The 14,387-nt window shown below is 60.0% G+C and carries 9 protein-coding genes and 1 pseudogene; 9 read left to right on the forward strand and 1 reads right to left on the reverse strand.

Annotated elements, in window-relative coordinates; translation table 11 throughout:
- Window positions 1-481: pseudogene (locus tag RMR13_RS14115) on the reverse strand (hypothetical protein); the annotation flags it as partial.
- Window positions 482-886: 405 nt separating this feature from the next.
- Between RMR13_RS14115 and carB the strand changes: the two are divergent.
- The 9 genes from carB (at window position 887) to ahcY (ending at window position 14,358) form a co-directional block, all read left to right on the forward strand.
- A complete protein-coding gene (gene carB / locus RMR13_RS14120; RefSeq protein WP_310601269.1) occupies window positions 887-4,111 on the forward strand; it encodes a carbamoyl-phosphate synthase large subunit in 3,225 nt (1,074 codons plus the stop codon).
- A 108-nt stretch (window positions 4,112-4,219) separates the two neighbouring features.
- Complete coding sequence (gene ftsH, locus RMR13_RS14125; protein ID WP_310601270.1) at window positions 4,220-6,067, forward strand: ATP-dependent zinc metalloprotease FtsH; 1,848 nt, start codon at window positions 4,220-4,222, stop codon at window positions 6,065-6,067.
- An 89-nt stretch (window positions 6,068-6,156) separates the two neighbouring features.
- Complete coding sequence (gene folP, locus RMR13_RS14130) at window positions 6,157-6,954, forward strand: dihydropteroate synthase (RefSeq protein ID WP_310601271.1); 798 nt, start codon at window positions 6,157-6,159, stop codon at window positions 6,952-6,954.
- A 309-nt stretch (window positions 6,955-7,263) separates the two neighbouring features.
- Window positions 7,264-7,824 carry a PEP-CTERM sorting domain-containing protein gene (locus RMR13_RS14135; protein WP_310601272.1) on the forward strand — a complete coding sequence of 187 codons (561 nt, stop codon included), beginning with the start codon at window positions 7,264-7,266 and terminating at the stop codon, window positions 7,822-7,824.
- 518 nt (window positions 7,825-8,342) lie between these two features.
- Window positions 8,343-9,542 carry a 3-phosphoglycerate dehydrogenase family protein gene (locus tag RMR13_RS14140; RefSeq protein ID WP_310601273.1) on the forward strand — a complete coding sequence of 400 codons (1,200 nt, stop codon included), beginning with the start codon at window positions 8,343-8,345 and terminating at the stop codon, window positions 9,540-9,542.
- A 391-nt stretch (window positions 9,543-9,933) separates the two neighbouring features.
- Complete coding sequence (locus tag RMR13_RS14145) at window positions 9,934-10,818, forward strand: DUF362 domain-containing protein (protein ID WP_310601274.1); 885 nt, start codon at window positions 9,934-9,936, stop codon at window positions 10,816-10,818.
- 36 nt (window positions 10,819-10,854) lie between these two features.
- Window positions 10,855-11,607 (forward strand): enoyl-[acyl-carrier-protein] reductase FabL, encoded by a 753-nt coding sequence (gene fabL / locus RMR13_RS14150; protein WP_310601275.1) that lies wholly within the window; start codon window positions 10,855-10,857, stop codon window positions 11,605-11,607.
- A gap of 240 nt (window positions 11,608-11,847) precedes the next feature.
- Window positions 11,848-13,011: a methionine adenosyltransferase gene (gene metK, locus RMR13_RS14155; RefSeq protein ID WP_310601276.1), complete on the forward strand. Its 1,164-nt coding sequence runs from the start codon at window positions 11,848-11,850 to the stop codon at window positions 13,009-13,011.
- Between the two features lie 60 nt (window positions 13,012-13,071).
- Window positions 13,072-14,358 carry an adenosylhomocysteinase gene (gene ahcY, locus RMR13_RS14160; RefSeq protein ID WP_310601277.1) on the forward strand — a complete coding sequence of 429 codons (1,287 nt, stop codon included), beginning with the start codon at window positions 13,072-13,074 and terminating at the stop codon, window positions 14,356-14,358.
- Window positions 14,359-14,387 lie beyond the last annotated feature (29 nt).

Here is a 14,387-nt window from a genome sequence, read left to right on the forward strand (position 1 = left end):
GGGAGAGCAGGCAAAGGCGCGATACGCATTCGCGGATTTGCGCGGTGTCCAGCTCAACCGCCAGGGGCAGCGCCTTGCGCTTCAGCTTCAGCCGCTGCCAGTAGCCATAGAGGACGCGCGCCTGCTGCGGCACCTTGTCGATGTCCAGGGGAGTGGAATGGCATCTCTCAGGTTCGGGCGCGGGCATGGGTTCGGGCGGCGGTGCGGCGGGAACCGTTGGCAAGGGTTTTGCGGCGAGAGGGGGCTTGGCGGCGGGAGGAGGGGCGGCGCCACCGCCGGCGATCAGCGCCGACAGGGCCGCCGAGGGGCCGGGCGAGCGCTCCGACCGGCCACCATGGGCGCGCAGCATGGGCAGCGGCGACCATGCCGCGCAGGTGTGATAAGCCTTGGTGACCTTTCGATAGTCCTGGCTGATCGCCGTGCGGCAATCACCCTCCACGCTGTAGCGGACGACGTGCACCAATGTGTTGTCGGGCGCCATGCCGCGTTCCCCCCCCCACGAGACGCAGGCGGCGCAGGCGCGGCTGTCTTTGGCGAAAGCGTAAACGGTCATAGGGGCGAAACGCTCCGGGAAAGGGACGAAAAAGGGCTGGCGCGACCGATTGATGACGCCGTTCGGGCGGTGGTTCAAGCGGCGTTTTATCGTTGGGCCGGATTGTTTCCATACCGAAAGCGCTTGATGGTTTGCATCAAGCGCTTTCGGTCCAAACCCGGCGGTATAGTACACGGTGCGAGAAGGATGTGGCTGGCCGTATCAGTGACCTCTTCCTTCCGGTCCGGCAAGTCCCTATAACGGATCCTCGCAATGATCGACATCCACCCGACTCTCCCCGCGCGCATCCGGCGGGAAGGGTTTTGTTGACTAAACGTCAAGAAGCGAGCCGCCATGCCCAAGCGCACAGATCTTACCTCCATCTGCATCATCGGCGCGGGGCCGATCGTCATCGGCCAGGCTTGCGAGTTCGATTATTCCGGTGTCCAGGCGTGCAAGGCGCTGAAGGAGGAGGGGTATCGGGTCATCCTGATCAACTCCAACCCCGCCACCATCATGACCGATCCGGGCTTGGCCGACCGCACCTATATCGAGCCGATCACCCCCGAATGCGTGGCCAAGGTCATCGAGCGGGAACGGCCCGACGCCCTGCTGCCGACCCTTGGCGGCCAGACCGGGCTCAACACCGCGATCAAGGTCGCCGAGATGGGGGTGCTGGAAAAATACAAGGTCGAGCTGCTGGCCGCCAACATCGAGGTGATCCGCAAGGCCGAAGGGCGGGAGGAATTCCGCGACGCCATGCGCAAAATCGGCCTCAAGGTGCCGGAATCGGCCATTGTCCACACCATCGACGAGGCCATGGAGGCGGGCGAGCGGATCGGCTTTCCGATCATCGTCCGGCCCAGTTTCACCCTCGGCGGCACCGGCGGCGGCGTGGCCTACAACCGGGCCGAGCTCAACAAGCTGGCCACCGCGGGCATCGATCTCTCCATGACCAACGAAGTCATGCTCGAGCGCTCCTTGCTCGGCTGGAAGGAGTTCGAGCTCGAGGTGATGCGCGACAAGAACGACAACGTGGTCATCATTTGCTCGATCGAGAACGTCGACGCCATGGGCGTGCACACCGGCGACTCCATCACCGTGGCCCCGGCCCAGACCTTGACCGACCGGGAATACCAGGAGATGCGCGACGCGGCTATTGCCATCATGCGGGAGATCGGGGTGGAAACCGGCGGCTCCAATGTCCAGTTTGCGGTCAATCCCGCCGACGGCGAGCTGATGGTGATCGAGATGAATCCCCGGGTGTCGCGTTCCTCGGCGCTGGCCTCCAAGGCCACGGGGTTCCCCATCGCCAAGATCGCCGCCAAGTTGGCGGTGGGCTATACCCTGGACGAGATCAAGAACGACATCACCCGCGAGACCTACGCCTCCTTCGAGCCCACCATCGATTACTGCGTGGTCAAGATTCCGCGCTGGACCTTCGAGAAATTTCCGGAGGCCGAGGACATCCTCACCACGGCGATGAAGTCGGTGGGAGAGACCATGGCCATCGGCCGGACCTTCAAGGAAGCCTTCCAGAAGGGGGTGCGTTCGCTCGAAATCGGGCGGATGGGCTTTGGTTTCGACGGCAAGGACGACATGTCCGCCATGCATCAGGACGATCTCGAACGGGGACTCAATCGGCCCAATTCCAAGCGGATCAGCTTTATCTTCGAGGCCCTGCACCGGGGGATGGCCATCGAGCGGATTTACGAGCTTAGCCAGATCGATCCCTGGTTTCTCTACAATTTCCAGCAATTGGTCGACAAGGGCGAGGAGATTCGCCGCCGGGGCTTTGTCGGCCTTGACCGGGACTATCTCTACGAGGTCAAACAATACGGCTTCTCCGATGTCCAACTGGCCAACCTGACCGGGACATCGGAGGACGACATCCGCAATCTGCGCCTCGAATCCGGCCTGGAACCGGTCTACAAGCTGGTGGACACCTGTGCCGCCGAGTTCGAATCCTACACGCCCTACTACTATTCCACCTACGAACAGGAGGACGAGTCCCGGCTGAGCGACCGCAAGAAGATCATGATCCTCGGCGGCGGCCCCAACCGGATCGGCCAGGGCATCGAATTCGACTACTGCTGCGTGCATGCCTCCTTTGCCCTGCGCGAGATCGGGATCGAGTCGATTATGGTCAACTCGAACCCCGAAACCGTTTCCACCGACTACGACACCTCGGACAAGCTCTACTTCGAGCCGCTGACCCGCGAGGACGTGCTCAACATCATCGAACGGGAAAAGCCGGACGGGGTCATTGTCCAGTTCGGCGGTCAGACCCCCTTGAACCTGGCGGTACCCCTGGCCAGGAAAGGCGTGCCGATCATCGGCACCCCGCCGGATGCCATCGACCGCGCCGAAGACCGCAAGCGCTTCCAGCAGTTTTTGCAGAAGCTGGGGCTTCGGCAGCCGGCCAACGGCACGGCCCACACCCTGGAAGAGGCACTGGCCGTGGCCGGACAGATCGGCTATCCGGTGGTGATGCGTCCCTCCTACGTGCTGGGCGGACGGGACATGCGCATCGTCTACAACGAGCAGGGCATCCGCAGCTTCATGGCCATCCCCGGCATGAGCGGCAGCGAGCATCCGGTGCTGCTCGATCAATTCCTCAAGGATGCGATTGAGGTCGATGTCGACGCGATTTGCGACGGCACCATGACGGTGATCGGCGGCATCATGGAGCATATCGAGGAGGCCGGCATCCATTCCGGCGATTCGGCCTGCGTTCTGCCGCCCCACACCCTGTCCGCTGCGATGATTGCCGAGATCACCGCCGCCACCAAGGCCATGGCCCGGGAATTGGGGGTGATCGGGCTGATGAATGTCCAGTTTGCGGTCCAGGGGCAGACCTTGTACGTGCTGGAAGTCAATCCCAGGGCCTCGCGTACCGTGCCGTTCGTGTCCAAGGCCTCGGGCGTGCCGCTGGCCAAGATCGCCACCAAGGTGATGCTGGGCATGAGCCTGGAGGAGATCGGCTTCACCGCCGAAAAAGTGCTGCATCACTGGGCGGTCAAGGAAGCGGTCTTTCCCTTTGACCGGTTCCAGAACGTCGATACCCTGCTGGGGCCGGAGATGAAATCCACCGGCGAGGTCATGGGCATCGACGACGACCTGGGGCTGGCGCTGGCCAAGTCGCAGATGGCGTCGAACTCCCAATTGCCGCAGCAAGGCACGGTGTTCGTCAGCGTCCGCCACGGCGATAAGGACGCGGTGGTGCCGGTGGCCAAAAAGCTCGAAGCATTGGGATATGCCATCCTGGCCACCCGGGGCACGGCCACCCGTCTGAAAGAGAGCGGCATCGCCTGTTCCGAGGTGAACAAAATCTCCCAGGGACGGCCTCATATCCTCGACAAGATCCAGAACGGCCAGGTGCAGTGGATTCTCAACACTTCGGCCGGAACGCGGACCACGGAGGATTCGTACATCATCCGAAGGGCGGCGCTCGACTACCACATTCCCTACACCACCACCATCACGGGCGGCTTGGCCATGACCATGGCCATGGAATCGATGCGGCACAAGGAAGTGGGGGTGAAGACCATCCAGGAATTCGCAAAGTTCATTGACTGAAAAAAGATTATTATTATAGAGTGAATTATAATTATTCGATGAACAACAAAGCGATAGGCCCCAAGGGCCCCTGGTTTTTCCTGTAGACAACCGAGTGGAGACGTTTTTTTGAATACCTTTTACAAGAACCTCAGCATGTGGCTGGTCATCGGCCTGACGATGATTCTGCTTTTCCAACTGTTCAACAAGCCGCAAACCCAGGGCAGCTCGATTACCTACAGCGAGTTCTGGTCCAGTGTCGAGAAGGGAGCTGTCAACAAGGTCAGTATCCAAGGCTCGGAAATCACCGGCATTGACAAGGATGGCCGTCCGTTCAAGACCATGGCTCCCGACGATACCGGCCTGATCCCCATGCTGCGCGAATCGGCGGTCGATATCCAGGTGAAGAAACCAGAAGAAACGCCGTTGTATTTGACTATTTTCATCTCCTGGTTCCCGATGCTGCTCCTGATCGGGGTATGGTTTTTCTTCATGCGCCAGATGCAGATGGGCGGCAAGGGCGGGGCCTTGTCCTTTGGCAAGACCAGGGCGAAATTGCAGGCCGAGGGGGAGGTGAAAATCACCTTCAAGGATGTGGCCGGCATCGACGAGGCCAAGGCAGAGTTGGAAGAAATCATCGATTTCCTCCGCGACCCGCAGAAATTCACCAAGCTGGGCGGTCGCATCCCCAAGGGCGTGCTTCTGGCCGGCTCGCCCGGAACCGGCAAGACGCTGCTGGCCCGAGCCATTGCCGGCGAGGCCGGAGTGCCGTTTTTCACTATTTCCGGCTCCGATTTCGTTGAAATGTTTGTCGGCGTGGGGGCCTCGCGGGTGCGCGATTTGTTCAGCCAGGGGAAGAAGAATGCGCCCTGCATCATCTTCATCGACGAGATTGACGCGGTCGGCCGGCACCGCGGCGCGGGCCTGGGCGGCGGTCACGACGAACGGGAGCAGACCCTCAACCAGTTGCTGGTGGAGATGGATGGTTTCGAGGGCAACGACGGGGTGATCATCATTGCCGCCACCAACCGGCCCGATGTCCTTGATCCGGCCCTGCTTCGGCCCGGCCGGTTCGACCGCCAGGTGGTGGTGCCGGTGCCGGATGTCAAGGGCCGGGAAATGATTCTCGACATCTACGGCAAGAAGACCAAGCTGGCCGCCGATGTCGACATGGCGGTAATTGCCCGCGGCACCCCCGGTTTTTCGGGGGCTGATCTGGAAAACCTGGTCAACGAGGCGGCCCTGATGGCGGCTCGGGAGAACAAGGACGAGGTTGATGCCGCCATGCTGGAGCGGGCCAAGGATAAGGTGATGATGGGGGCGGAACGCAAGTCCATGATCGTCAGCGCCAAGGAAAAGGAAATCACCGCCTACCACGAGGCCGGCCATGCCCTGGTGGCGCGGCTTTTGCCCGACACCGACCCGATTCACAAGGTGACGATCATTCCTCGCGGCCGGGCCCTCGGCCTGACCATGCAGCTGCCCATGGACGAGAAATACACCCATGCCCGCGGTTTTCTGCTCAACAGGATCGCCATCCTGTTTGGTGGCCGGGTGGCTGAAAAGCTGGTGTTCAACGAGATCACCACCGGTGCGGGCAACGACATCGAACGGGCCACCGAACTGGCGCGCAAGATGGTCTGTGAGTGGGGCATGAGCGAGGAACTCGGTCCGCTCACTTACGGCAAGAAGGAGGAACATATTTTCCTTGGCCGTGAAATTGCCCAGCAGCGCGGCGACTACAGCGAGCTCACCGCGCAGAAGATCGACGCGGCGGTCAAGCAGATCGTGGTCGAGGCCAACGACAAGGTGACCCGCCTGTTGCAGGAGAACATGGACATCCTGAAGGCTATTGCCGATGAGCTCCTGGAGCGGGAGACCATCATGCTGGAGGATATGGACCGGATTATTGCCGAACTTCGGGATAATAAGGCCGAAGGTCAGGCCGAGGAGCCAGCGGAGCCGGCCGAAGCCTGACGTAATAAAAGTACGATACTGCGTTTTCCCGGAGCGGGCGCGCCTTCGCAAGATGGTGGCGCCCGCCTTTTTATTTGTGGAGGTTGAATATGGCGCAACACGTCAAAATCATGGGCATCCTGAATGTCACCCCGGATTCTTTTTCCGACGGGGGGCAGTGGCTGGAAGAAGCCGCTCTCGAAGCCCGAATCGAACAATTGCTTGTCGAAGACGCCGACATCATCGATGTCGGTGGCGAATCCACCCGTCCATTTGCCGAGCAAGTAGATGCCGACGAGGAATTGGCCCGGGTGATCCCGGCCATACGGAAGATCCGGCGGCGCAGCGACATTGCCATTGCCGTCGACACCACCAAGGCCCGGGTCGCCCGGGAGGCCATCGCCGCCGGGGCCACCATGATCAACGACATCTCCGCCCTGCGCCACGATCCGCAAATGATCGAGGTGGCTCGCTCGTTCGACGGCCCGATCGTCATCATGCACATGCAGGGCACACCCGGCAGCATGCAGGTCGATCCGCGCTATGGGGATGTGGTCGGCGAAATCAACGCCTTTTTTGCCGAACGGATTGCGTGGCTGGAGCAGCATGGGGTCGCGCGTCCGCGCATCGTGGTCGATCCCGGCATCGGTTTTGGCAAGACACTGGCGCATAATCTTGCCATTCTCCGCAATGTCGCGGCGTTCAAATGCCACGGCTGCCCGGTGCTGATCGGCCATTCACGCAAGTCCTTTCTTGGCCAGTTGCTCGATGTGCCGCTTGCAGAGCGGGATTGGCCGACCGCGATGGTATCCGCCCTGTGCGCCGGACAGGGTGCGGACATCCTCCGGGTCCACGCGGTGTGGAATACCTCCCGGGCATTGCGATTGACGGCCGCCTTGACCACGTGAGGAGTCGTGGGCATCGCGGCGGACGATGATTTCGTTGAGCTGGCTCAGCACCGCTGTCCGACGATAGAGTCCCAGGGAATGAGGCAGGCAATGGCCGCGATTGATTCGGATGCGATGCTCCGGAAAAACGGACAGGGAATGGAAGGCAATTTTGGTCTGTATTTCTCACTACGCTTTCGCTGTTTGATATATAGCTGGTAATGCGTATTTATTGTAATACATTTTATGTATACAAATGGCATGCATATTGCTCAGGGTTCGATATGTGTTTTTATCAACATCATCAACGAACCAAGCAAAGGAGGAAGTATGAGAAAGGTATTGTCAGCAATTACCTGTGCGGCTGTAATCGGTTGGGCTGGAAGCGCAATGGCTCTCCCCGCAACCTGGCAAGACCAGATTGATTGGACCCCGGATATTTATTCGAAAGCCGGGGGACCAAACGATCCGTTCGATTTTTTCCTGGATATCGGTAACGATGGATTTGTCAGCATCTTCCAGGGGGGGGACGATTTTGTAGCCGGTTATACACTGACTATTGCCCTCAAAGACGATACTGATCGAATTTTCAAAAATGAAATAGCATGGATATGGCAACCAGCTGTCGATTTTACATCTTATAATTTTAAGATGGATTTCGAAGAAATAGGTGGAACGATCGGTGGCTTGATCGATATTAACCATGATGGCACCCTCAATGTGCGTATTGATGCTATAGTTGGCGACTTCTATATCGATTACGCGAAAATCGTTGCTTGTGGCGACGATGGCAGAGGCGCTAGCCCTGTTCCGGAGCCTGCCACTATGTTGCTTTTTGGCACCGGCCTCATGGGGTTGGCCGCTGCAGGGCGAAGACGCCAGCAGAGATAATCTATCTTTTTGATAAAACGAAAAAAAGCCTGTCCCTTTGGGGCAGGCTTTTTTTGTCGCCCCGCTTTGACAGGCAATGCGCCTGTCTCTCGAATCTTACAAGGTCGATTGGCGCAATGCGTTAAAATTCGGAAAACAGGAATAAATTCCGGAAAATTCCGGAATTTATTAATCATTAAAACTAACTATATGTGTAACGGGTTTTTTGAGTGCCGCCGTAGTGTCGGGTGCGGCTGGCAGAGCGCGCTCCCGGTTCGCATGGAACATTTCCCTGTCCCTTTCCGATCCCAAGCCGAGCATTTCCTCCCCCCTTTTTCTTGACATGTCTTTGGTGTTTTCTTTATGGTATCGCGTTTTGTCATCCGTCCAACCGCGGTCGAGGGTATTTGTTGACCGCACGACGCGGGCAACCGTTCTACGGGTTAGTTGGGAACGGCCTGCCGTGGCGTCGATAGCGTAAAATAGCGCTCGCTCTTTTGTCTTTTCCCTTTGTTCTTAATATCGATGAGGATGAAACCATGAAGCAATTCAAGATCAGAACCATCAATGCCATTGCCAAGGAAGGATTGGCCCTGTTCAACGACCGGTTTGCGGTCAGTTCCGAGGAGGAGAATCCCGAGGGCATTGTCGTCCGCAGTTCCAAGGTCGACCTCGGCCAGTACTCCTCGTTGCTGGCGGTGGCGCGCGCCGGGGCCGGAGTCAACAATATTCCGGTGGACGAGGCCACGGAAAAAGGCATTTGCGTGTTCAATACCCCCGGAGCCAATGCCAATGCGGTGGTGGAGCTGGTGTACACCTCGCTCGGCATCTGGCTGCGCAACGTCGAGAAGAGCATCGAGTTTTGCCAGGGACTGACCGGGATGACCGACGAGGAGATCAACCGCGAGGTGGAAGCCCGAAAAAAGAAGTTCAAGGGCGAGGAGATGGCCGGCAAGACCCTGGCGGTCATCGGGCTGGGCAAGATCGGCGTGGGCGTGGCCAATGCCGGCTTGCACCACGGCATGAAGGTGGTGGGATTCGATCCCTTTCCAGCCATGGATAACATCCACGACCTCGATCCCCAGGTCACCCTGACCCGATCCCGCAAGGAAGCCTTGGGCAACGCCGATTTCATTTCCATTCATATCCCGCTCAACAAAAACACCAGGGGGTATGTCACTCACAAGGATTTCCTCGAGTTCGTCAAGGACGGCTGCGTGCTGATCAACTATGCCCGCGGCCCGGTGGTGGACGAGGACGCCGTGCTGGCGGCCCTGGAAAGCGGCAAGCTTCGCGGTCACATTTCCGATTTTCCCTCGGTGAAATTCATGGGCCACGAGAAGATTCTGCTCACGCCCCATCTTGGCGCCTCCACCGCCGAGTCCGAGGAAAACTGCGCCACCATGGCGGTTCGTGAGCTCAAGCACTATCTCGAGTTCGGCAACATCGTCCACAGCGTCAACTTCCCCAACATTGAGACCATCCCCACCGTGGACGTCCATACCCGCCTGACGGTGATCAACCGCGACCAGCCCGGCATGATCGGCCTGATCAGCAATATTCTCGGTGCCGAACACATCAACATCATGAACTACACCAACAAAAGCAACGGCACCGTGGGCTACAACATCATCGATTGTGCGGGACCGGTTCCGGAAGAGGTGCAGAAGAAGATCGGTCAGCAGGAGGGCGTGTTGCGTGTCCGGGTGATTCCGTTGGAGATCCGCGGGCCGCAATGAAGCATTGGGTAAATACTATCCAGTCCGAGGGCAAATACGGTAAAAGACGTATAAAAAAATGGATCGCCTAATTCGTTGTTAAAACGATATGTTCTTGTGAAAGCCGAGCGTTGGCCGGCATGGGGTTAAAAATATTTAACTCTTTTCCTTGGAGATGCGGCTGGCGCTGGATTTGTTTGCTCGTCTAACTGCTTGGAATACCCTGATTGCTGCGATGTGAAGGTGCCTTGAATAAAGTGGCACGGGAAATGCTAGGTGTAGGGTACTTCTTCATCTCTTCTCTCCTTTTCCGGCTTGATTCCCAGTGGATCAAGCCGGTTTTTTTTGGACCATGCGATCGGCCGCTTCCTCTGTTTTTCTGACACGCCTTTCTTGCTATGAACCGGATCTGGTGGAGCCGGCGGTCGACGGGTTGCTGACGGCCTTGCTGTCGGACAGTCAGGCCTTGCGCACGGCCAAGGTGCTGCTCAAGCCCAATTTGATCACCGCCAGGAATGGGTTGCTGGCCTGCACCGACAGCCGGATCATCGTTGCGGTGGCGCGCTGGTTTTTGGCGCATGGAGCCCGGGTCGCGGTCGGCGATTCCCCATCCTTCGGTTCGGCGCAGGCGGTTCTTGCGGCCATTGGCGCCCTGCCGGCCCTGCAGCGGCTTGGGGTGCCGGTGCAGGAATTTCGCCACCGCAAGGAGATCGTCCTGGCAAGCGGCCAGAAGGCGGGCCTGGCCACCGCAGCTTTGGAATGCGATCTCCTGGTCAATCTGCCCAAGGTCAAGGCCCATTCCCAGATGCTGGTAACCTTGGCGGTGAAAAATTTGTTCGGTTGCCTGGCCGGGTTTCAAAAGCCCTGGTGGCACATGGCTCACGGCGGCAGCGGCGGCCGGTTTGCCGATTTGCTGATCGAGCTCTTGGCCGCGTTGCCGGCTGGTTGCACCGTGGTGGACGGGGTGACGGCCATGCACCGGACCGGGCCAATGCATGGTGCCCCACACGCCTTGGGCATTCTTGCTGGCGGGATCGATCCGGTGGCGGTCGACACGGCCCTGCTCGCCTTGCTTGGCATCGAGCCGCACCGCTGCCCCCTCTGGCATGCCGCCCGGCGGGCCGGCCTGCACGGAACCGCCATGGAGGAACTGGCGTTTCCCCTGATGCATCCGGCCGATCTGGCGGTCCGCGACTTTGCGGTCCCCGGAACATTGGGGCCGATCCGCTTCAATCTTTTTCGATTCATCAAGAATTCCATCAAACGAGTATTGCTGCGCGCCGACGAGACCCGGTGAGCCGCGGTCGACGCGTGCGATAAAAAAGGAGGTCCTATGATTGATTTGCATGGCAAGGTGGCCCTGGTCACCGGCGGTTCGAGGGGTATCGGCAAGGCGGTGGCGCAACGGCTGGCCGGGCAGGGGGCCGAGGTGATCATCACCTATGTCCGGCACCGGACCAATGCCGGCGAGGTGGTGGCCGCGATTGAGCAACAAGGGGGGAAATGCCGGGCGATGCGTGCCAATCTCGCCGACGAGGAGAGCCTGATGACCTTGTTCGATGAAGTGCGCGGCCACACCTCCCGGCTGGACATTGTGGTTTCCAATGCCGCGTCCGGGGTGCTGCAGCCCGTCACCGCCCTCAAAAGCCGGCATTGGGATTGGGCGGTCAATGTCAATGCCCGGGCCCTGCTGCTGATCGCCCAACAGGCGCTGCCCCTGATGGGGCCGGGCGGTCGGATTGTCGCCCTTTCGTCGATCGGGGCGGTTCGCGCCGTGCCCAATTACACGGTTGTGGGGGCTTCCAAGGGCGCGCTGGAATCGCTGGTCCGGCATCTGGCAGTGGAGTTGGGGGCACAGGGAATTACCGTCAACACGGTCAGCGCCGGGGTGGTGGAGACCGACGCCCTGACCAAGTTCCCCAATCGGGAGGAAATCGTGGCCGCGGCCACGGCCAGGACCCCGCTTGGGCGACTGACCAGGCCGGAGGATGTGGCCGATGTCGCCCTGTTTCTCTGTAGCGACCTGGCGGCGATGATCCATGGTCAGACCATCGTGGTCGACGGCGGCTATGCCATCTGTGGCTAGGCATTCCTGGTCAACGCCGACGGCGGAAATCCGAAGCAAGGCGGAACTCCCGGACAATTGCGGCGGATGGGAACGGGACGAGATAGCTGGCAAATCGTCTGGCTGTTTGCATTGAATTTTCCTTGTTTGTTGAGTATATAATTTGTTTTTCGTTGCCCTGCCGGACCGCCGCGTCAGCCGGACCGGGCCGGGCACTCTTCTTTTTTTCAACGTTTTCATTCCCAAGCGGGAGACACCTTCATGGCCCAGCATCTTTTTACTTCAGAATCGGTTTCCGAAGGGCATCCGGACAAGGTTGCCGACCAGATTTCCGACGCCATCCTCGACGCCATCCTTGCCAAGGACAAACACGCCCGGGTTGCCTGCGAGAGCCTGGTCACCACCGGCATGGCCCTGATCGCCGGCGAGATCACCACCACCGCCTGGGTCGACATGCCCCAGATCGTTCGCAACACCATCCGCGAAATCGGGTACAACTCCTCGGATATGGGGTTTGATTGGCAGTCGTGCGCGGTCCTGACCACCATCGACAAGCAATCGCCGGATATCGCCCAGGGCGTCGACGAAGGCAAGGGACTCGACCTCGATCAGGGGGCGGGCGACCAGGGCCTGATGTTCGGCTATGCCTGCGACGAAACCGAGGTGCTGATGCCCATGCCCATCACCTATGCCCACGCCCTGACCAAACGGCAGGCCGAGGTGCGCAAGAGCGGTGTCCTGCCCTGGCTGCGCCCGGATGCCAAGAGCCAGGTGACCATCCAATACGTGGACAATGTCCCCACCCGGATCGAGGCGGTGGTTCTTTCCACCCAGCACGGCCCGGACATCAGCTACAAAGATCTGCAGGAGGCGGTGATGGAAGAGATCATCAAGCCGGTGCTGCCGACCCGGATGATCGATGCCAACACCAAGTACTTCATCAATCCCACCGGCCGGTTCGTGATCGGCGGACCGGTGGGCGACTGTGGCGTTACCGGCCGCAAGATCATCGTCGATTCCTATGGCGGACGCGGCTCGCACGGCGGCGGCGCCTTTTCCGGCAAGGATCCTTCCAAGGTCGACCGGTCCTCCTCCTACATGGGCCGCTATGTCGCCAAGAACATCGTGGCCGCCGGGCTGGCCACCGAGGTCGAGGTGCAGGTGGCCTATGCCATCGGCATTTCCCGGCCGGTGTCGATCAACGTCAAGACCTTCGGCACCGGGAGAGTTCCGGAGGAGCGGCTGGTGGAACTGGTCGGCCAGATTTTCGACCTCCGGCCCAAGGCGATCATCCAGCAGTTGGATCTCCTCCGTCCGATCTACCACAAGACCGCGGCCTACGGCCATTTCGGGCGCGAATTGCCCGAATTCACCTGGGAGCGGACCGACAAGGCCGATGCCCTGCGCGCGGCCGCCGGACTGTGATTATTGCGTATTGCTTGAACCATCAATGCGCCCTCGCCTGGAGAGCGCATGGGAGACACCATGACAGATTATAAAGTAGCCGATATGGGACTGGCCGAGTGGGGCCGGAAAGAGATTGCCATTGCCGAGACCGAGATGCCCGGCCTGATGGCGCTGCGCGAGGAATTCGGCGCGAGCAGGCCCCTGGCGGGCGCCCGCATCGCCGGGTGCCTGCACATGACCATTCAGACGGCGGTGCTGATGGAAACCCTGGTCCAACTGGGGGCGGAATTGCGCTGGTCTTCGTGCAACATCTTCTCCACCCAGGACCATGCCGCCGCCGCCATGGCCGCGGCCGGCATCCCCACCTTCGCCTGGAAGGGCGAGACCGAGGAGGAATTCTGGTGGTGCATCGAACAGACCATCTTCGGGCCCGACAATTGGCGGCCCAACATGATCCTCGACGACGGCGGCGATCTGACCCAGGTCATGCATGAAAAATACCCGGAACTGATGGCCGAAATCCGGGGCATTTCCGAGGAGACCACCACCGGCGTGCACCGGCTTTACGAGATGACCAGGCAGGGGCGGCTGCTGGCGCCGGCGTTCAACGTCAACGATTCGGTCACCAAGTCCAAGTTCGACAACCTCTACGGCTGCCGCGAATCGCTGATCGACGGCATCAAGCGGGCCACCGACGTGATGATTGCCGGCAAGATCGCGGTGGTGGTCGGATATGGCGATGTCGGCAAGGGCTGCGCCCAGGCCCTGCGCGGCATGGGCGCCACCGTGCTGGTGACCGAGATCGATCCCATCTGCGCCCTGCAGGCCGCGATGGAGGGCTATCGGGTGGTGACCATGGACGAGGCCGCGGCCAAGGGCAACATCTTCGTCACCTGCACCGGCAACCTGCGGGTGATCACCCGGGCGCACATGGAGGCGATGCCGGATCAGGCCATTGTCTGCAATATCGGCCATTTCGACTCGGAGATCGATATTGCGGCCATTCGTCAGCTGCCTTGGGAGAATATCAAGCCCCAGGTCGACCACGTCATCTTTCCGGACGGCAAGCGGCTGATCGTCCTTGCCGAGGGCCGCTTGGTCAACCTGGGCTGCGCCACCGGCCATCCCAGCTTTGTCATGAGCAATTCCTTCACCAATCAGGTGCTGGCTCAGATCGAGCTGTGGAACAATTCGGCGGCCTATGTGCGCAAGGTCTATTTCCTGCCCAAGAAACTCGACGAGAAGGTGGCCCGGCTCCATCTCGCCAAGATCGGGGCGCAGTTGACCACCCTCACCGCCGAACAGGCGGCCTACATCGGGGTGGACGCCAACGGCCCGTTCAAGCCGGAGCACTACCGCTATTGATGCCGCAGGCGGCTCTTGTTGCGGTTCGG

Origin of the sequence: Desulfobulbus sp., from assembly GCF_031547805.1 — a bacterium.
Lineage (GTDB): Bacteria > Desulfobacterota > Desulfobulbia > Desulfobulbales > Desulfobulbaceae > Desulfobulbus.

What these genes read in the sequence shown, in the direction of transcription:
- carB (WP_310601269.1), top strand. Translation starts at nt 887, where the DNA reads ATGCCCAAGCGCACAGATCTTACCTCCATCTGCATCATCGGCGCGGGG.
- folP (WP_310601271.1), top strand. Translation starts at nt 6,157, where the DNA reads ATGGCGCAACACGTCAAAATCATGGGCATCCTGAATGTCACCCCGGAT.
- RMR13_RS14135 (WP_310601272.1), top strand. Translation starts at nt 7,264, where the DNA reads ATGAGAAAGGTATTGTCAGCAATTACCTGTGCGGCTGTAATCGGTTGG.
- RMR13_RS14140 (WP_310601273.1), top strand. Translation starts at nt 8,343, where the DNA reads ATGAAGCAATTCAAGATCAGAACCATCAATGCCATTGCCAAGGAAGGA.
- fabL (WP_310601275.1), top strand. Translation starts at nt 10,855, where the DNA reads ATGATTGATTTGCATGGCAAGGTGGCCCTGGTCACCGGCGGTTCGAGG.
- metK (WP_310601276.1), top strand. Translation starts at nt 11,848, where the DNA reads ATGGCCCAGCATCTTTTTACTTCAGAATCGGTTTCCGAAGGGCATCCG.
- ahcY (WP_310601277.1), top strand. Translation starts at nt 13,072, where the DNA reads ATGACAGATTATAAAGTAGCCGATATGGGACTGGCCGAGTGGGGCCGG.